This is a genomic window from Citrobacter freundii complex sp. CFNIH2 (assembly GCF_002880615.1).
GTDB lineage: Bacteria > Pseudomonadota > Gammaproteobacteria > Enterobacterales > Enterobacteriaceae > Citrobacter_A > Citrobacter_A amalonaticus_F.
The window spans coordinates 841,973-860,163 of the sequence record NZ_CP025757.1 but is presented as its reverse complement, the minus strand read 5'-3'; the positions used below and the strand labels follow the sequence as shown (position 1 = coordinate 860,163).

General features: G+C 55.1%; 17 protein-coding genes. 6 read left to right on the top strand and 11 right to left on the bottom strand.

Annotated elements, in window-relative coordinates; genetic code table 11:
- Window positions 1-13 precede the first annotated feature (13 nt).
- The 4 genes from ruvC to aspS all read right to left on the bottom strand — a co-directional run bounded on the left by ruvC (window position 14) and on the right by aspS (window position 3,684).
- The gene (ruvC, locus tag WM46_RS04295; RefSeq protein WP_000022509.1) at window positions 14-535 is read right to left on the bottom strand and encodes a crossover junction endodeoxyribonuclease RuvC; all 522 of its coding nucleotides are present in this window, start codon (window positions 533-535) and stop codon (window positions 14-16) included.
- Window positions 536-569: 34 nt separating this feature from the next.
- Window positions 570-1,313: a YebC/PmpR family DNA-binding transcriptional regulator gene (locus tag WM46_RS04290; RefSeq protein WP_061077820.1), complete on the bottom strand. Its 744-nt coding sequence runs from the start codon at window positions 1,311-1,313 to the stop codon at window positions 570-572.
- A gap of 28 nt (window positions 1,314-1,341) precedes the next feature.
- A complete protein-coding gene (gene nudB, locus WM46_RS04285) occupies window positions 1,342-1,794 on the bottom strand; it encodes a dihydroneopterin triphosphate diphosphatase (RefSeq protein WP_061078057.1) in 453 nt (150 codons plus the stop codon).
- A 117-nt stretch (window positions 1,795-1,911) separates the two neighbouring features.
- Window positions 1,912-3,684, bottom strand: a complete 1,773-nt coding sequence (gene aspS, locus WM46_RS04280) for an aspartate--tRNA ligase (RefSeq protein WP_102601518.1) — start codon at window positions 3,682-3,684, stop codon at window positions 1,912-1,914.
- A 410-nt stretch (window positions 3,685-4,094) separates the two neighbouring features.
- Here aspS and WM46_RS04275 point away from each other — a divergent pair, with 410 nt between their 5' ends.
- The 5 genes from WM46_RS04275 to cmoB are packed head-to-tail and all read left to right on the top strand — an operon-like array spanning window position 4,095 to window position 7,672.
- Window positions 4,095-4,661, top strand: coding sequence for a hydrolase (locus WM46_RS04275; protein WP_102601517.1), 567 nt, complete (start codon window positions 4,095-4,097; stop codon window positions 4,659-4,661).
- On the top strand, window positions 4,658-5,476 hold the full coding sequence (locus WM46_RS04270) for a DUF72 domain-containing protein (RefSeq protein ID WP_102601516.1): 819 nt from the start codon (window positions 4,658-4,660) through the stop codon (window positions 5,474-5,476). The genes WM46_RS04275 and WM46_RS04270 overlap by 4 nt, the downstream gene beginning before the upstream one ends.
- Window positions 5,477-5,527: 51 nt before the next feature.
- Complete coding sequence (locus WM46_RS04265) at window positions 5,528-5,923, top strand: MAPEG family protein (protein ID WP_046481185.1); 396 nt, start codon at window positions 5,528-5,530, stop codon at window positions 5,921-5,923.
- 40 nt (window positions 5,924-5,963) lie between these two features.
- Complete coding sequence (gene cmoA / locus WM46_RS04260; RefSeq protein WP_043000353.1) at window positions 5,964-6,707, top strand: carboxy-S-adenosyl-L-methionine synthase CmoA; 744 nt, start codon at window positions 5,964-5,966, stop codon at window positions 6,705-6,707.
- The gene (gene cmoB, locus WM46_RS04255) at window positions 6,704-7,672 is read left to right on the top strand and encodes a tRNA 5-methoxyuridine(34)/uridine 5-oxyacetic acid(34) synthase CmoB (protein ID WP_061077824.1); all 969 of its coding nucleotides are present in this window, start codon (window positions 6,704-6,706) and stop codon (window positions 7,670-7,672) included. Before cmoA ends, cmoB begins: the two co-directional genes overlap by 4 nt.
- Before the next feature lie 184 nt (window positions 7,673-7,856).
- Here the strand turns inward: cmoB and cutC are convergent, their stop codons facing one another.
- A complete protein-coding gene (cutC, locus tag WM46_RS04250; RefSeq protein WP_061077825.1) occupies window positions 7,857-8,603 on the bottom strand; it encodes a copper homeostasis protein CutC in 747 nt (248 codons plus the stop codon).
- A 2-nt stretch (window positions 8,604-8,605) separates the two neighbouring features.
- Window positions 8,606-9,175, bottom strand: a complete 570-nt coding sequence (locus tag WM46_RS04245) for a VOC family protein (protein WP_102601515.1) — start codon at window positions 9,173-9,175, stop codon at window positions 8,606-8,608.
- Window positions 9,176-9,413: 238 nt separating this feature from the next.
- On the opposite strand from WM46_RS04245, the gene argS reads away from it, so the two are divergent.
- Complete coding sequence (gene argS / locus WM46_RS04240) at window positions 9,414-11,147, top strand: arginine--tRNA ligase (RefSeq protein ID WP_061077827.1); 1,734 nt, start codon at window positions 9,414-9,416, stop codon at window positions 11,145-11,147.
- Window positions 11,148-11,202: 55 nt separating this feature from the next.
- Here the strand turns inward: argS and WM46_RS04235 are convergent, their stop codons facing one another.
- The 5 genes from WM46_RS04235 to flhB form a co-directional block, all read right to left on the bottom strand.
- Window positions 11,203-12,342 (bottom strand): glycoside hydrolase family 105 protein, encoded by a 1,140-nt coding sequence (locus WM46_RS04235; protein ID WP_102601514.1) that lies wholly within the window; start codon window positions 12,340-12,342, stop codon window positions 11,203-11,205.
- Between the two features lie 4 nt (window positions 12,343-12,346).
- Window positions 12,347-13,930, bottom strand: coding sequence for an MFS transporter (locus WM46_RS04230; RefSeq protein ID WP_061077829.1), 1,584 nt, complete (start codon window positions 13,928-13,930; stop codon window positions 12,347-12,349).
- Between the two features lie 262 nt (window positions 13,931-14,192).
- A complete protein-coding gene (flhe, locus tag WM46_RS04225) occupies window positions 14,193-14,585 on the bottom strand; it encodes a flagellar protein FlhE (protein ID WP_061077830.1) in 393 nt (130 codons plus the stop codon).
- Entirely contained in the window at window positions 14,585-16,663 is a 2,079-nt protein-coding gene (gene flhA, locus WM46_RS04220; RefSeq protein ID WP_061077831.1) for a flagellar biosynthesis protein FlhA, read from the bottom strand. The genes flhe and flhA overlap by 1 nt, the downstream gene beginning before the upstream one ends.
- A complete protein-coding gene (gene flhB, locus WM46_RS04215; RefSeq protein ID WP_187394442.1) occupies window positions 16,656-17,819 on the bottom strand; it encodes a flagellar biosynthesis protein FlhB in 1,164 nt (387 codons plus the stop codon). The genes flhA and flhB overlap by 8 nt, the downstream gene beginning before the upstream one ends.
- Window positions 17,820-18,191 lie beyond the last annotated feature (372 nt).

Genomic DNA, 18,191 nt, shown 5'->3' with positions numbered 1-18,191 from the left:
GCCTCATTTGTCATTATCGCAAGCGACCTCGGGCAAGATTGAGGCGCGATTCGCTCATTTGCATCGCATTCTGACTGACGTGGCAGTGTGTAATGGCGATGGCCAGCGCATCTGCCGCATCCGCCTGCGGATTCGCTGGCAGTTTCAGCAAGGTTCGCACCATGTGCTGCACCTGACTTTTCTCTGCGCTACCAATGCCAACCACCGTCTGCTTGACCTGACGTGCCGCGTACTCAAATACCGGCAGTTCCTGGTTGACTGCCGCCACAATCGCCACCCCGCGCGCCTGCCCCAGTTTGAGCGCAGAATCGGCGTTCTTCGCCATAAACACCTGCTCGATGGCAAAGTAGTCGGGCTGAAACTGGGTGATGATTTCCGTCACGCCGGCATAAATCAGCTTAAGGCGCGACGGAAGATCGTCGACTTTGGTACGAATGCAGCCGCTGCCGAGATACGTCAGTTGTCTGCCGACCTGACGTATCACGCCGTAACCGGTAATGCGGGAGCCCGGATCAATACCGAGAATGATGGACATCACGCGCCTCCGGTTGTAACGGGATTAAGCCACATCATTCTAATGTAGCGGCAACCTCATCAGAGATTTCACCGTTGTGATAAACTTCCTGCACGTCGTCACAGTCTTCCAGCATGTCGATCAGACGCATCAGTTTTGGTGCGGTTTCCGCATCCATCTCCGCTTTGGTCGACGGGATCATAGAGACTTCAGAACTGTCGGCTTTCAGACCGGCGGCTTCCAGTGCATCACGCACTTTACCCATCTCTTCCCATGCCGTGTAGACGTCAATCGCGCCATCATCGAAGGTCACAACATCTTCCGCGCCCGCTTCCAGCGCCGCTTCCATGATCACGTCTTCATCCCCTTTTTCGAAAGAGATGACGCCTTTTTTGCTGAACAGGTAGGAAACAGAACCATCCGTGCCCAAGTTACCCCCGGTCTTGCTGAAGGCGTGACGCACTTCGGCAACGGTACGGTTACGGTTGTCAGACAGACATTCAATCATCACCGCAGTGCCGCCAGGACCGTAACCTTCATAGATGATGGTTTCCATGTTCGCATCATCATCACCGCCTACGCCGCGGGCGATTGCACGGTTAAGCGTGTCACGGGTCATGTTGTTAGCCAGCGCTTTGTCGACAGCCGCACGCAGACGAGGGTTCGCATCCGGATCGCCGCCGCCCAGTTTGGCCGCGGTCACCAGCTCGCGAATAATCTTGGTGAAGATTTTGCCGCGCTTCGCATCCTGCGCCGCTTTACGGTGTCTGGTGTTGGCCCATTTACTATGACCTGCCATAAATATTTCCTCAAAAAAGCACGCCCTCTCAGGCGATGTTAATCACAAATTCTTCAATCGCCTGCCGGTTGCTCCATGACTTGGTAAGCGCCGCCGCAGCTGGCGCATCAAGCCACTGGTAGGCCAGATGTTCACTAAAAACGATCTGACGCTCTTGCGGCAGCGCAAGGCAGAACCAGGATTCTGTATTGCGCAGCACACCCGGTGCATAGCGATGACGTAAATGAGAAAAAATCTCAAACTCCACCGTGCGCTGACAGTCAATTAAGGTCAGTTGCTCAGCCGCAACGTCAATGGCGACCTCTTCCTTTACTTCGCGCATGGCGGCCTGCGACGCGGTCTCTCCCTCTTCTACACTGCCGGTAACCGACTGCCAGAATTCAGGATCGTCGCGTCGCTGTAACATCAGCACCCGTTTCGTGTCCTGGGCATAAATGACAACTAAGACAGAAACGGGACGCTTATACACTTTATCCTTCACGCTATCTCTTTGTTGGCTGCCTTCGCTCATCCCATTCACATAGTTATCTATGCTCATGGGAATTCACTCAGTTGCCGCCGCGATGTAGCGCAAATGATTTCGTGTATATAAGCCATATCAGTTTTTCTCTTCCTTTTTCACCACGTCGATACCCAGTTCAGCCAGCGCTGTTGGGTTAGCGACGCTCGGCGCTTCGGTCATCAGACACGCCGCTGCGGTGGTTTTCGGGAAGGCGATAACGTCACGAATATTGTCGGTGCCGGTCAGCAGCATGGTCAAACGGTCAAGACCAAATGCCAGGCCCGCGTGCGGCGGCGTACCGTATTTCAGCGCGTCGAGCAGGAAGCCAAACTTCTCACGCTGTTCCTGTTCATTGATGCCCAGAATGCCAAACACGGTTTGCTGCATTTCGCCGCTGTGAATACGTACAGAACCACCACCGACTTCGTAGCCGTTGATAACCATATCGTAGGCATTCGCCACCGCGTCTTCCGGTGCCGCTTTCAGTTCTGCAGCCGTCATATCTTTCGGTGAGGTGAACGGGTGATGCATCGCGGTCAGGCCGCCTTCGCCGTCGTCTTCAAACATCGGGAAGTCGATGACCCACAGCGGCGCCCATTTCGTTTCGTCAGTCAGCCCCAGGTCTTTACCCAATTTCAGACGCAGCGCGCCCAGCGCGTCGGCAACCACTTTCTTGTTGTCCGCGCCGAAGAAAATCATATCGCCGTCTTGCGCGCCTGTGCGCTCAAGGATCGCTTCCACGATTTCCGCGTTGAGGAATTTCGCCACCGGGCTGTTGATGCCTTCCAGACCTTTCGCCCGTTCGGTGACTTTGATATAAGCCAGACCTTTCGCGCCGTAGATCTTAATAAAGTTACCGTAGTCGTCGATCTGCTTACGGCTTAAGCTCGCACCGCCCGGTACGCGCAGCGCAGCAACGCGACCTTTCGGATCGTTCGCCGGGCCAGAGAACACGGCAAACTCAACGGCCTTCAGCAGGTCGGCAACGTCCACCAGTTCCATCGGGTTACGCAGATCCGGCTTGTCAGAACCGTAACGACGTTCGGCTTCGGCAAAGGTCATGACCGGGAAATCACCCAGTTCCACGCCTTTCACATCATTCCACAGGCTACGCACCAGCGCTTCCATCACCTCACGCACCTGTTCGGCGGTCATGAAGGAGGTTTCCACATCGATCTGGGTGAATTCTGGCTGACGGTCAGCACGCAGGTCTTCGTCGCGGAAGCATTTGACGATCTGGTAGTAACGGTCAAAACCGGACATCATCAGTAGCTGCTTGAACAGCTGCGGTGACTGCGGCAGCGCGTAAAATTTGCCTTTGTGTACGCGCGAAGGAACCAGATAGTCACGCGCACCTTCCGGCGTGGCTTTGGTCAGCATCGGGGTTTCGATATCAAGGAAACCGTGATCGTCCATAAAGCGACGTACCAGGCTTGTGATCTTCGCGCGGGTTTTCAGGCGTTGAGCCATTTCCGGGCGACGCAGATCCAGATAGCGGTACTTCAGACGCGCTTCTTCGGTGTTCACGTGGTTAGAGTCAAGCGGCAGTGATTCTGCACGGTTGATGATCGTCAGCGAAGAGGCCAGCACTTCAATTTCGCCGGTTGCCATTTCACCGTTGACGTTTTTCTCGTCACGCGCACGCACGGTGCCCGTCACCTGGATGCAGAACTCATTACGCAGTTCAGAGGCCAGCTTTAACGCGTCCGCACGATCCGGATCGAAAAACACCTGCACGATACCTTCGCGATCGCGCATGTCGATGAAGATCAGACTACCAAGATCACGACGACGGTTGACCCAACCACACAGAGTCACCTGCTGCCCCACGTGGGACAAACGGAGCTGTCCGCAATATTCTGTACGCATGAGATATCCCTTAATTAGCCGCAGGCGGATTGTCGCCTGCCTCGCAGGCCACGATGTCGCAGCTTTAACTGTATGTCACAACTGAATGAAAAAGGCGGCTATTATACTGGAAATTCGACCGCACGATAAGAGCCTATCCCAGTAGGCTATCTTTTTTGCCATTTTGCCCCTGGGCAGTGCTCACAATCCTCACGTACTCTTGTACGCTGCGGTTGTTCCACGTTGTCCGCGGGCAAACTGGCGGCAACAATTACGCTTACTGGGAGAGACGCTACGTCCGGTACTGACTGTACGCCTGTTTCCTGGACGGGCATTGCGTATTCTCACAAAAAATAACAAAAATTGTCGCTCCTTACACACCCAATCGCGATTAAGGTGTAACGGAATTATGATTTTTGACGGGAGTTATCATGTTACAACTGAACGCTAAAACGACAGCCCTGGTTATTATTGACCTGCAGGAAGGGATCCTGCCCTTCGCCGGCGGCCCTCATTCGGCCAATGACGTGGTGGCGCGCGCCGCCCGGCTGGCACAGACGTTTCGTGCTAACGGCTCCCCGGTGGTGATGGTCCGCGTGGGCTGGTCTGATGATTACGCCGAAGCGCTCAAACAACCCGTTGACGCCCAGGCGCCGGCCAAAGCGCAGCCGGAAAACTGGTGGTCATATCCGCAGGCGCTGGGCAAAGCCGACAGCGATCTGGAAGTCACCAAACGCCAGTGGGGCGCATTCTATGGCACGGATCTCGAGCTTCAATTGCGCCGTCGCGGTATCGATACTATCGTACTGTGCGGGATTTCGACCAACATCGGCGTCGAGTCCACCGCACGTAACGCCTGGGAACTGGGGTTTAGCCTGGTGATTGCCGAAGACGCCTGTAGCGCCGCCAGCGCCGACCAGCATCAGAACAGCCTGACGCACATCTTCCCTCGTATTGCACGTGTGCGCAGCACAGAAGAGATCGTCAACGCCTTATGATCTACATAGGTCTGCCGCAATGGTCGCACCCGAAGTGGGTGCGTCTTGGCATCACCGGTCTTGAAGAGTATGCCCGCCACTTTAACTGTGTGGAAGGCAACACCACGCTGTACGCGCTGCCAAAAGCGGAGATTGTGGCACGCTGGTACACACAAACGACGGATGCGTTTCGTTTCTGTTTTAAATTTCCGGCGACCATTTCCCATCAGGCGGCCCTGCGCAATTGCGATGATCTGCTCCACGAATTCCTGAACCGGATGTCGCCGCTGGAAAGCCGCATCGGCCAGTACTGGCTGCAATTGCCCGCCACCTTTGGCCCACGCGATCTCCCTGCTCTCTGGCATTTTCTTGATGCCTTACCACAGACGTTTACCTACGGCGTCGAAGTCCGTCATCCTGAGTTTTTCGCTAAAGGTGACGCTGAACAGCAGCTCAATAGCGGATTGCATCAGCGCGGGGTGAATCGGGTTATCCTCGACAGCCGTCCGGTACACGCGGCCCATGCGCATAATGAAGCCATCCGCGACGCCCAGCGCAAGAAACCGAAACTGCCGGTTCATGCGGTAGTCACCGCGAACCATCCGCTGGTGCGCTTTATCGGCAGCGATAATATGCGACAAAACCGGGAATTCTTTGCCGCCTGGCTAAAAAAATTACCGCTCTGGGAGCAGACCACCACGCCGTATCTCTTTTTGCATACCCCGGATATCGCACAGGCTCCGGAACTGGTCGATACCCTGTGGCAGGACTTGCGCGACGTCTTACCGGAGATCGGAACTGCTCCGTCCATTCCACAGCAATCTTCTCTTTTCTGAAATTGCCACCTATCATAGACAGTGCCATCAGCCATTTTAAAGGGAGTTTGTATGGTAAGCGCGCTGTATGCCGTTTTGGGTGCGTTGTTGTTGATGAAGTTTTCTTTTGACGTTGTCCGCCTGCGGATGCAATACCGCGTTGCCTATGGCGACGGCGGCTTCAGTGAACTCCAGACCGCCATCCGCATTCATGGGAATGCGGTGGAATATGTTCCCGTCGCGTTAGTGCTGCTGTTGTTTATGGAAATGAACGGCGCCGAAACCTGGATGGTGCATATTTGCGGCATTATTCTGCTCGTGGGTCGGCTGATGCATTATTACGGTTTCCATCATCGTCTTTTCCGCTGGCGTCGCTCCGGCATGAGCGCCACCTGGTGCGCATTGTTGCTGATGGTGCTGGCGAACCTTTGGTATATGCCGTGGGAGTTGGTTTTCTCCCTGCATTAGCGCACAATACGCCACTTTATTTTTCCCGGATTTTTACGTTATGTCTCACCGCGACACGCTTTTTTCTGCGCCTATCGCCAGCCTGGGCGACTGGACCTTCGATGAACGGGTAGCCGAAGTCTTCCCGGATATGATCCAGCGTTCTGTTCCCGGCTATTCCAATATCATTTCGATGATTGGCATGCTTGCCGAGCGCTTTGTGCAGCCGGATACGCAGGTCTACGACCTGGGTTGTTCGTTGGGTGCGGCGACGCTCTCGGTGCGTCGCAATATTCATCATGAAAACTGCAAAATTATCGCCGTTGATAACTCCCCGGCGATGATCGAACGCTGCCGCCGTCATATCGATGCTTACAAGGCGCCAACGCCAGTTGAGGTTGTGGAAGGCGACATCCGCGCCATCACCATCGAGAACGCCTCAATGGTGGTACTGAATTTTACCCTGCAATTCCTTGAGCCGCCGGAGCGCCAGGCGTTGTTGGATAAGATTTATCAGGGGCTGAATCCGGGCGGCGCGCTGGTGCTGTCGGAAAAATTCAGCTTCGAAGATGCGAAAGTGGGCGAACTGCTGTTCAACATGCACCACGACTTCAAGCGAGCCAACGGCTACAGCGAACTGGAAATCAGCCAGAAGCGCAGCATGCTGGAAAACGTGATGCTGACCGATTCAGTCGAAACCCATAAAGCGCGTCTGCGTCAGGCCGGTTTTGAACATAGCGAACTGTGGTTCCAGTGCTTTAACTTTGGCTCTCTGGTGGCGTTGAAAGCTGAGGCGAGCGCATGATCGACTTTGGTAACTTCTATCAGCTGATTGCCAAAAATCATCTTGCCCACTGGCTGGAAACGCTGCCCGCGCAGATTGCCGCCTGGCAGCGCGATCAGCATGGTCTGTTTAAACAGTGGGCAAACGCGGTGGAATTTCTGCCAGAACTGACGCCGTACCGTCTGGATTTATTGCACAGCGTGACGGCGGAAAGTGAAGTGCCGCTGAGCCCGGGGCAGATCAAACGTATCGATACCCTGATGCGAAATCTGATGCCATGGCGTAAAGGGCCGTACTCGCTGTATGGCGTGAACATTGATACCGAATGGCGCTCCGACTGGAAATGGGATCGCGTGCTGCCACATCTGTCGGATCTGACCGGTCGCACGATTCTGGATGTCGGCTGCGGCAGCGGCTATCACATGTGGCGCATGATTGGCGCGGGTGCGCATCTGGCCGTCGGCATTGACCCGACGCAGTTGTTCCTGTGCCAGTTTGAAGCAGTGCGTAAGCTGTTGGGTAACGATCAGCGTGCACATTTGCTGCCGCTGGGCATAGAACAACTTCCGGCGCTGAATGCGTTTGATACCGTCTTTTCGATGGGCGTGCTTTACCATCGCCGCTCCCCGCTGGAACATCTCTGGCAGTTGAAAGATCAACTGGTTAAAGACGGCGAACTGGTGCTCGAAACGCTGGTAGTGGAAGGCGACGAAAACACCGTCCTGGTGCCGGGCGATCGCTACGCACAGATGCGTAACGTCTATTTTATTCCTTCCGCGCTGGCGCTGAAAAACTGGCTGGAGAAGTGCGGCTTCGTTGATGTTCGTATCGCAGACGTCTGTGTGACATCAACGGAAGAGCAACGTCGTACCGAGTGGATGGTCACCGAGTCGCTGGCCGATTTCCTCGACCCGAACGATCACAGCAAAACCGTCGAAGGCTACCCCGCCCCCTTGCGTGCCGTATTGATTGCGCGTAAACCGTGATGTTGGGGGTCGTAGGCCGGATAAGGCATTAGTCGCATCCGGTATTTTGCCGGGGGCGCTTCGCTTGCCCGGCCTACAATGTCATTCATCAGCTAAATTTTGCGTAAAAAAAGGCCCCTGTTGAATGGGCAGGGGCCTGGTACGAGCAAGCATCATATTGGGCGACATGATGCAACGGTAAAAATCATTTGGCCTGATGGCGAACAATGATTCCTTTCATTTCAGCAACCGACTTGCCGTCTACCGCATAGCGGGAATATTCATCCGCTTGCTTATCTGTCGACATCGACAGACCCTGATTGCGATAACGCATGGGTGAAACCAGCAAGGTTCCGGCAGAGCTGTGTACTTCCCGTACCCCGGCATCCAGGAAACGCGACAGATTTTCTGCGCGAACCCCCGCTCCGGCCATAATGATTGGAGCACCGGGGTGAGTAATAAGTTCAATAATATTTGCTAAACCTTGCACTGCGTCGGATTTTTGCCCCGACGTCAGCACTCTGGCGACACCCAGTTCCGCAAGATTATTTAGCGCATTTAACGGATTAGCGCACATATCGAACGCGCGATGAAAGGTCACAGCCAGTGGACCCGCCGCGTCCATAATCTGCCGCATGCGTGGCATGTCGACATGACCGTCAGGATCAAGAATGCCTGTCACCAGTCCGGGAAAACCCAGTTCACGCACGGTCCGTACATCGTCGAGCATCGCCGCGAACTCACCGTCGGTGTAACAAAAATCGCCACCGCGCGGCCGGATGATCGGATGTACCGGAATCGTCACCGCCTGACGAACCGAGCGCAGTACGCCCAGTGATGGCGTTAAGCCCCCTTCTTTTGGCGCAGCGCACAGTTCAATGCGGTCCGCGCCGTTTTGCTGCGCCGTAAGCGCGCACTCCATGCTGTAACAACAGATTTCCAGCAATGTCATATTCACTCCTGTTGCTGTTCGCTGGCGACGATCGCCTCAATCGACCACGGGTGGAATTTGACGGTGACCTTCCCGTCAGTGACCGCCAGCGTCGGGTTCGGCAGACGTTCGTGTTCCCCTTTCGGTGAACTGGTTTTCACAAAAATGCCCGGCTGGCTCAGTCCATCATCCGAAAGCAGCGCCAGCGCGCGGGCATTCAGGGTTTCAGGAGAGCCCGGCAGGACAATCTCAATGTGTTCCCACCCTTCATGAGGATACCGCTTTTCCCCGGGCCACGGCAGTTCCACTATGCTAAAGCACCAGTGCGCGACGCACACCGGCTCATGCAGTTTGAACAGACAAATCGGTCTGCCGTTGATGGTATTTTCCGACAGCAGCTCACCACATTGTTCAAATCCGCGACGCCAGCGTTCAGCAGTCGCGTTCTGATGACAGCGCAAAGAAATGTGATCGGCTTCAAGCGGTGCAACATCCAGACCGAGACGAGTGGAAAGTTCTGTGAACGCCTGAGTGAATCGCGGTAAATCTGCGGAAATATCATGCAGTTCGTCAATGGTCTGCCAGTTCGCCATAATAAGAGCTCTTATCGGTGTTCAAAGCCGCTAATTTACTCCGTTGATCTCTCGCAACCAACCGTAGATTGCAGGATTTGCGGTATGCATGCTTATGCACTCCTTTAACGCTTATTTTCTGTACGCGCTTGCGGCTGCGCGGTGCTGACGCAGGGGGGCATTTGCAGTATACTCCCGCCCTTAATTCTTAAACTGGTGCGGTCAACATCAACCCGCTTCATCAACGTAAGGTATTCCGGTGAATATTCAGGCTCTTCTCTCAGAAAAAGTCAGTCAGGCCATGATTGCTGCAGGTGCGCCTGCAGATTGCGAACCGCAGGTTCGTCAGTCAGCAAAAGTACAGTTCGGCGACTATCAGGCCAATGGCATGATGGCAGTTGCTAAAAAACTGGGTATGGCTCCACGACAACTGGCTGAGCAGGTGCTGACTCATCTGGATCTGAACGGTATCGCCAGCAAAGTTGAAATCGCGGGCCCTGGCTTTATCAATATTTTCCTCGACCCGGCATTCCTGGCGGAACACGTGGAACAGGCGCTGACCTCCGATCGTCTCGGCGTGGCAAAACCGGCGAAGCAAACGGTGGTTATCGATTACTCCGCGCCAAACGTGGCGAAAGAGATGCACGTCGGGCACCTGCGCTCCACCATTATCGGTGATGCCGCCGTGCGTACCCTTGAGTTCCTCGGCCACCACGTTATTCGCGCCAACCACGTCGGCGACTGGGGCACCCAGTTCGGCATGCTGATCGCGTATCTGGAAAAACAGCAGCAGGAAAACGCCGGTGAAATGGCGCTGGCGGACCTCGAAGGTTTCTATCGTGAAGCCAAAAAACATTACGACGAAGATGAAGCCTTCGCCGAACGCGCACGTAGCTATGTGGTAAAACTGCAGGGTGGTGACGAATACTTCCTGCAAATGTGGCGCAAACTGGTCGACATCACCATGTCCCAGAACCAAATCACCTATGACCGTCTGAATGTAACCCTGACCCGCGATGATGTGATGGGCGAAAGCCTGTACAACCCGATGCTGCCAGGGATCGTGGCCGATCTGAAAGCCAAAGGTCTGGCCGTCGAAAGCGAAGGCGCCACCGTCGTATTCCTTGATGAGTATAAAAACAAGGAAGGCGAACCGATGGGGGTCATCATTCAGAAGAAAGATGGCGGTTATCTGTACACCACCACCGATATTGCCTGCGCCAAGTACCGTTATGAGACGCTGCATGCCGATCGCGTGCTCTATTACATCGACTCCCGTCAGCACCAGCACCTGATGCAGGCGTGGACCATCGTGCGTAAAGCCGGTTACGTGCCGGACTCCGTGCCGCTGGAACACCACATGTTCGGCATGATGCTGGGCAAAGACGGTAAGCCGTTCAAAACTCGCGCAGGCGGTACGGTGAAACTGGCTGACCTGCTGGACGAAGCGCTGGAACGTGCCCGTCGTCTGGTGAGCGAGAAGAACCCGGATATGCCGGCGGACGAACTGGAAAAACTGGCCAATGCCGTCGGGATTGGCGCGGTGAAATACGCCGATTTGTCCAAGAACCGCACCACCGACTACATCTTCGACTGGGACAACATGCTGGCCTTCGAAGGCAATACCGCGCCTTACATGCAGTACGCCTACACCCGTGTGCTGTCGGTATTCCGTAAGTCCGGTCTGGATGAAAATGATCTGGCGAACGCGAAGGTACAGCTCAGCGAAGATCGCGAAGCGCAACTGGCTGCCCGTCTGCTGCAGTTCGAAGAGACGCTGACCGTTGTCGCGCGTGAAGGAACGCCGCACGTAATGTGTGCCTACCTGTATGACGTCGCCGGTCTGTTCTCAGGCTTCTACGAACACTGCCCAATCCTGAGCGCAGAAAACGAAGACGTCCGTAACAGCCGCCTGAAACTGGCGCTACTGACGGCGAAAACGTTGAAACTCGGTCTGGATACCCTGGGAATCGAAACCGTAGAACGGATGTAATACGCGCTTAGCGATGAAAAAACCCGGCGAAAGCCGGGTTTTGTTTATCTGGCAATCAAAAATACTTGCGCAAATACTCCGTCAGACACAGCATCGCCATCGCCTGGCCGTAGGGCATGGAAGTCAGCGGAATCGCCCGATAGAAGTCGAGATCGTGGCCCATTCCCGTACCGAAAGAAGTTTGCAGCAACTCCCCTTGCGGTGAAATGTTCCGCACAATGCCACGAATCGCTTTTTCCGCCACGTCGGCATAGTCCGCACTGACATAACGCTTGCGCACCGCTTTTAAAATTCCGTAGGCGAACCCTGCGGTGGCGGAGGCTTCCAGGTAGGAGTGCGGATCGTCAAGCAGCGTGTGCCACAGTCCGCTCTCATCCTGGCAGTTCGCCAGCGCAGCAATCTGCGCATTCAGTACCTGCACCAGATAGCGGCGCACGGCGTTGTTTTCCGGCAAATCCACCAGTTCGAGGAAGTCCGGGATCACAATGGTCAGCCAGCTATTGCCGCGTGCCCAGCGGGCGCTGGCAAAGTTATGATGCCCATCGTAATTCCAGCCGTGGAACCACAGGCCGGTCTCCCGATCCATCAGATTCTGTACGTGCAGCAAAAACTGATAGGTCGCCTCTTCCACATATTCAGGACGCTTAAGTAACTTACCGATTTTCGCCAGCGGCAGTACCGTCATCATCAGGGTGTCATCCCACATCTGCTGATGGTTCTCTTCCGCTAGCGTGATGTGCTGCATACCGCCATGATCGGTGCGCGGCATCTCATACATCGCCCATTCCGCCCACGCGTCAAGCCACGGCAGATAAGCGGGATTACGCGTCTCCTCGTAGCGATACGCCAGAGTCAGGAACGGTGCCATCGTGTTGACGTTTTTGGTGGTGGTCCCTTCGGCAAACCGGTCAGCAAACCAGTTGTCGATGATGTCGCGCATCGTTTCGTCGCCGGTCTGCTGGTAGTACTGATACATTCCGTACAGCCCGACGCCATGCGTCCATTCCCACCCTGCCCAGCCTTTGGTGTCTATCACACGTCCGTCATCCAGGCGCAGCAGAAATTGACCCGTCTCGTCCTTGATGTTCACCAGATTGGTTGTCACCGTCTGAATTAACGCTTTCAGCGCTTCCCGTGAGATAAACCGTTCCGGCTGACGCAGTAACGAGCTATGTTTGACAGGCCAAACCTTCATATCTTTACCCTCTGTGGTAAGTCGAATTCAATATTGCAGCCTGCTTCAGCGAAGGAGCCGCAGGTTTATTACGATTCAGGTAACCAATGTTGTTGTTACCCCAAAGTGATTCATACGGCAGTCCGGCAAGCATCTCGACGGTGGCGCGTGCCTGCGGGGTAATACTTTCTGGCATTGCGCGACCGGATTCGCGCATTTTCACCGTCTCTTCACGCAGCGTGCTGTGGGTCTGCAAATTCAGTTTGAAGCGAAGGGAGACCAGGAAACCGCAGGCCAGCACCAGCAGCGTACCGCAGCTGAGAATCAACAGAATGGTATGGCTGACCGCTTCGGGCTGCGTGCTCTGTCCTGAAACAAAGCCCGACATTTGCATGACAATCCCAACCAGCATCACCGCCCCTGCCTGTGACGCTTTACGCGTCAGGGTCATGATCCCGGCGAAGATCCCTTCGCGGCGCTGACCGGTGATGACTTCATCCACATCCGCAATGTAGGTGTAGGTGTTCCACGGAACGTAGTTGATACCGCCGCGGCCCAGCCCCGCCACCGCAGAAACCAGCAGCAACAGAGAGTAAACGTCGCTCAATCCGGCGTAGTAAAGCACCGCGTAAGAGAGCGAGCTCAGACCGAACAACACCACGACCATCCGATAGGACGGCGCGGGCCCAAAACGGATGCACAGCGGGATCATGGCGATAACCGCAATGAACTGGAAAATCGCCATCGTACCGAGCAAATTCGACGCCATTGACGCTTCCTGCATCAGGACAAACACCACATAGTAGGTGAAGACGGCGTTGAACACGTCCTGCGCGATGTAACCGCCGAGATACATCCCCAGATGTTGACGGAAAATCTTAATCCGTAGTGTGGAACTCAACTCGACGAACAGGCGGTTCATGCTCTGACTGAACGTCAGGCTCTTTTTCTCTTCTTCCGCACGCAGCGCCGCTTCCGTCCACTCTTCACGCGGGCGTTCCCAGGTAAAGAACCAGACAAATGTCAGCATCAGCGCGCACAGCACCGAAAACACCAGGCTGGCATAAAAAAACGAAATCGGGTTGTGTTTGCCGAAGGCGGTCAACAAAATGCCGGGCAGGAAAGAGGCCAGAATGGCGGACATTTGCGCCATACCGATACGCGCGCCGGAAAACTTGGTTTTCTGTTTGAAATCATCGGTCATCTCCGGCACCAGCGTCTCGTAAGGCACCAGAATCATGGTATAGACGATATCAAACAGCAGATAGGTCAGCAGGTAATACCAGAAACCCATATCCCCTACCCACATCAATGAGTAGCTGAATACGCATGGGATCCCCAGCAAGATAAAGAACTTACGCCGACCGAAGCGCTTACCGAGCCAAGTGGAACCGAAGTTATCGGTCAAAAAGCCCATCAGCGGACTGACGACAGCATCAAGCACCCTTGCAGCCGCAAAGATGAAGGTCGCTTCGATAGGAGAAAGCCCGCAGAAAGTCGTATAGAAATAGAGCAGCCAGGCCGCCGTAAGCGCCGTGGTGCCTGCACCCAGAAAATCGCCTGAGCCATAGGCGAAATAATTCACCAATCCAATTTTACGTGTTTTCATTGCCGTTAACCCTGCAAATGGTTGGGGGACTCCCGGCCGGTTGGCTGCGCCAAAGGAGTACTTACACGGCTACAGTAAAAGCTTACAAAGTGGGATACCTTTTCGTTTTTGCCACCTGCGGAAGTGAAATGGCAAAAACGCAAAGAGACCGGCAACACGTGTCACCGATTTATAAAACAGCGTTTCTTTTCAATCAAAAGACAAGGTCAAAAATGCGAGTCAGGCAGCAGTTTGCCGTGCTGCCTGATGAGGAGAATAACCGTTAACGATAGTTCACAATCACCTGATTGCTCTGAACTTTTAATGCAGGAATTAAACGACCGCCACCGGGAACTTCCCAGATGAAACGCAGCGGTTCAACGGCGGGCACGTTGTTAAATGCCTGCGTGGTGCCGCTCTGCCCTTCTATCTCTACACAGCGGGATTGTGAGCATAAGCGCACGCGTAAACCGGCAGGCGTCGGGCCATTCAACTCATATCGCCAGGCGACCAGCGTCATCAGGCCGGAGACGGGCTGGCTGGATGAAAGCGGTGACGACGAGGCCGACACACCGCGATGATTCAGAGTTATGCCGATACTACTGGCCTGCCACGCCCCTTCCCCGGCAGCCTGTACCGCCAGCGGGAAGAGTAACAGCCAAAGCAGTTTGCGCATTATTTACCTCCAATGGTTGCCGTCATGCGGATGTTACGGTTGTCAGACAGTTCCATATTCGACAGCACCACCAGTTGCGGCAGGCTGCGGCGCAGGAAGCGCGACAACAATGGCCGCAACGCATGGTTAACCAGCAGCACCGGCGGCGCACCCAGCATCTCCTGGCGGGACAGCGCCTCCTGAGTTTGCGCCAGCAGCCGATCGGCAAGGCCTGGCTCCAGTCCACCACCGCCCTGGAGTGCCTGCAGCAGCAGGCGTTCGAGCGCGGTGTCAAGGCCAATCACGCTGACTTCATGATTACCCGGGAACCACTGCTGGGTGATAGCGCGCCCCAGCGCCACGCGGACCACCGCCGTGAGCTCATGCGGATCGCTCTGCAACGGTGCATGTTCCGCCAGCGTTTCCAGAATGGTACGCATATCGCGAATTGGCACTTTTTCGTCCAGCAGGTTCTGCAACACTTTATGCAGCGTGGTCAGGGTCACCACGCCCGGCACTAAATCTTCGGTCAGCTTCGGCATCTCCTGCGATACGCGATCCAGCAGTTGCTGCGCCTCCTGGCGACCAAACAGCTCCGCCGCATACTGACCAATCAGGTGGTTCAGATGGGTGGCGACCACGGTACTGGCCTCCACCACGGTAAAGCCCTGAATCTGCGCCTGCTCTTTTAAGGCACTTTCAATCCAGATCGCGTCCAGACCAAATGCCGGGTCAACCGTCTGTTCGCCGGGTAATGTCCCCGCCGCCGTGCCAGGGTTGATCGCCAGCCAACGCCCCGGATAGGCGTCGCCGCTGCCAATCTCCACCCCTTTCATCAGGATGCGGTAATGCGCGGGTTGCAGATCCATATTGTCGCGGATGTGCACCACCGGCGGCAGAAAGCCCATGTCCTGGGCGAACTTTTTACGGATACTGCGGATACGGCCCAGCAGTTCGCCGTCCTGCTGAAAATCGACCATCGGGATCAGACGATAGCCCACTTCCATGCCGAGAGAATCTTCCAGTTGCACATCATTCCAGGTGGCTTCCACCACCGAGTTGTTTTCCGGAACTTTAGTCGGTTGTGGCTCGACAGGCGCCTTCTGTTCACGTCCCCGGATCCACCAGGCCAGTCCCAGCAGCGCGGCGGTAAACATCAGGAAGACGAGGTTTGGCATACCCGGCACCAGGCCCAGCAGACCCAGTACGGCGGCGCTGAGCAACATCACGCTGGGGTTGCTGAACAACTGCCCGACCATCTGCTCGCCGACATCCTGATCGGTACTGACGCGGGTAACGATCACACCCGCCGCAGTTGAAATCACCAGCGCCGGGATCTGTGCCACCAGACCATCACCGATGGTCAACAGGGTATAGCTTTCCGCTGCGTGCCCCATGGTCATCCCGTGTTGCAACACGCCCACCAGCAGACCGCCCACGACGTTAATCACCATAATCAGAATACCGGCGATGGCGTCGCCACGAACGAACTTACTCGCACCGTCCATCGAGCCGTAGAAGTCGGCTTCCTGAGTCACTTCAGAACGACGCTTTTTCGCCTCATCTTCACCGATAAGACCGGCATTAAGGTCAGCGTCAATCGCCATCTGCTTACCCGGCATCCCGTCGAGGACGAAGCGCGCGCCCACTTCAGCGATACGCCCGGCACCTTTAGTGATGACCATAAAGTTGATGATGACGAGAATAACGAACACCACGATACCGATAGCAAAGTTACCGCCAACCAGGAAGTGGCCAAACGCTTCAACGACCTTCCCCGCCGCCGCCGCGCCGGTGTGCCCTTCCATCAGAATGATACGAGTGGAAGCCACGTTCAGCGCCAGACGCAACAGCGTGGTGAACAGCAGAATGGTCGGAAACGCGGCAAACTCCAGCGTGCGCTGGGTGAACATCGCCACCAGCAGTACCATAATCGACAGCGCGATGTTAAAGGTAAACAACAGGTCGAGGATGAACGCCGGCAACGGCAGGACCATCATCGACAGGATCAGCAGGATGAGGATTGGCCCGGCAAGGATCTGCCACTGCGTGGATTTCATGTTGTTGGGCAGGCGCAGCATCGCAACCAGATTAGCCATCGGTAGTCTTCTCGTTCATAAAATCCAGGGCTTCAGGCACTGGAAGATTTGCAGGTTGTGGTGGACGTTCCCCACCGGCGAGTCGCCAGCGTTTAAGCTGCCACACCCAGGCCAGCACTTCCGCGACGGCGGCGTACAGTTGTCCGGGGATCTGCTGACCAATCTCAGCATGACGATAAAGCGCACGCGCCAGCGGCGGCGCTTCGAGCGTGGGAATTTTGTTCTCGGCGCCGATCTCACGAATGCGCAGGGCCACGAGTCCGGCCCCTTTCGCTACCACTTTCGGCGCGCTCATCTTGTTCTCGTCGTATTGCAGCGCCACCGAATAGTGAGTCGGGTTGGTGACGATGACATCGGCATTGGGGACATCACTCATCATGCGTCGACTCGCCGCCTGACGCTGCATCTGCCGGATACGCCCCTTCACATGAGGGTCGCCTTCGTTCTGTTTAAATTCGTCACGGATATCCTGGCGTGACATGCGCAATTTTTTCAGATGGCTCATGATCTGGAAAATCACGTCAAATCCGACCATTGGGATCACCCCCAGCACCACCAGCAGCGCACACAGCCCAACGAGATCCAGCGCATTGCCCATCGCCGTGCGCGGAGACTCCGCCATCAGACGCATCATCTCCGGCCAGTTATGCCACAGATACATCGCCGTTACGCTACCCACCAGCGTGGATTTCAGGATGGCTTTCAACAATTCCGCCCCGGTCTGCGCGGAAAACATGCGTTTGATGCCAGGCAGCGGATTGAGCTTGGAAAATTTGGGTTGTAGCGATTTACCGCTGAAGACCAGACCGCCGAGCAGAACCGGCGAGATCAGCGCCACCACGACGACGCCGGTGATCAGTGGCAGCAGCGCGATCATCGCTTCTTTAATCAGCAGAATGATTTGCCCGAGGATCAGGTTGGGATCATTGACCATGCTATGGTCAAAACGCAGTCCTGCCGACAGCATGCCCGATAACCGTCTGGCCAGCGACTCGCCGCCAATCCAGATAATGCAGACGCCCACCAGCAAAATTAGCAGTGACGTCAGTTCTCTGGAACGGGGGATCTGCCCCTCTTCCCGCGCTTTTTCAAGTCGGTGGGGTGTGGGGGCTTCTGTTTTGTCGTCGCTCTCGCTTTCGTCCGCCACGGCCTGCATCTGTGATGATTTACGATAGGCTCATTTTGCCTTTCCAGGCGCGAAGCAATGCGGGGAACAGAGGGGGGAACACCCTCTTTTTGCTGGCTTCACCTTAGACGCTGCCCTGTAACAGAATTCATCAAAGCTTATTTTTGGACCTTTATTTTCTTTACTTTCAGCCGCAGAGTCTGACAAAAAAAAGGAATTAACCTATTTCACCACAAAATGATGATAAAAAGAACAAATAGCCACATAAAATGTGGTACCAGATAACGCATAATTAAATAACACAAAAAGATATCACAACAAAACCCATCTCCCGCATCAATTACATTGATAGCGGTAATTATTGGACAATTAAAATCAATCAGCATTATATTTAAATGATTT

Excerpts from the sequence above, each read along its gene's own strand:
- ruvC (WP_000022509.1), bottom strand. The coding sequence starts at position 535 with ATGTCCATCATTCTCGGTATTGATCCGGGCTCCCGCATTACCGGTTAC.
- WM46_RS04290 (WP_061077820.1), bottom strand. The coding sequence starts at position 1,313 with ATGGCAGGTCATAGTAAATGGGCCAACACCAGACACCGTAAAGCGGCG.
- aspS (WP_102601518.1), bottom strand. The coding sequence starts at position 3,684 with ATGCGTACAGAATATTGCGGACAGCTCCGTTTGTCCCACGTGGGGCAG.
- WM46_RS04275 (WP_102601517.1), top strand. The coding sequence starts at position 4,095 with ATGTTACAACTGAACGCTAAAACGACAGCCCTGGTTATTATTGACCTG.
- WM46_RS04270 (WP_102601516.1), top strand. The coding sequence starts at position 4,658 with ATGATCTACATAGGTCTGCCGCAATGGTCGCACCCGAAGTGGGTGCGT.
- WM46_RS04265 (WP_046481185.1), top strand. The coding sequence starts at position 5,528 with ATGGTAAGCGCGCTGTATGCCGTTTTGGGTGCGTTGTTGTTGATGAAG.
- cmoA (WP_043000353.1), top strand. The coding sequence starts at position 5,964 with ATGTCTCACCGCGACACGCTTTTTTCTGCGCCTATCGCCAGCCTGGGC.
- cmoB (WP_061077824.1), top strand. The coding sequence starts at position 6,704 with ATGATCGACTTTGGTAACTTCTATCAGCTGATTGCCAAAAATCATCTT.
- cutC (WP_061077825.1), bottom strand. The coding sequence starts at position 8,603 with ATGACATTGCTGGAAATCTGTTGTTACAGCATGGAGTGCGCGCTTACG.
- WM46_RS04245 (WP_102601515.1), bottom strand. The coding sequence starts at position 9,175 with ATGGCGAACTGGCAGACCATTGACGAACTGCATGATATTTCCGCAGAT.
- WM46_RS04235 (WP_102601514.1), bottom strand. The coding sequence starts at position 12,342 with ATGAAGGTTTGGCCTGTCAAACATAGCTCGTTACTGCGTCAGCCGGAA.
- WM46_RS04230 (WP_061077829.1), bottom strand. The coding sequence starts at position 13,930 with ATGAAAACACGTAAAATTGGATTGGTGAATTATTTCGCCTATGGCTCA.
- flhe (WP_061077830.1), bottom strand. The coding sequence starts at position 14,585 with ATGCGCAAACTGCTTTGGCTGTTACTCTTCCCGCTGGCGGTACAGGCT.
- flhA (WP_061077831.1), bottom strand. The coding sequence starts at position 16,663 with ATGGCTAATCTGGTTGCGATGCTGCGCCTGCCCAACAACATGAAATCC.
- flhB (WP_187394442.1), bottom strand. The coding sequence starts at position 17,819 with ATGCAGGCCGTGGCGGACGAAAGCGAGAGCGACGACAAAACAGAAGCC.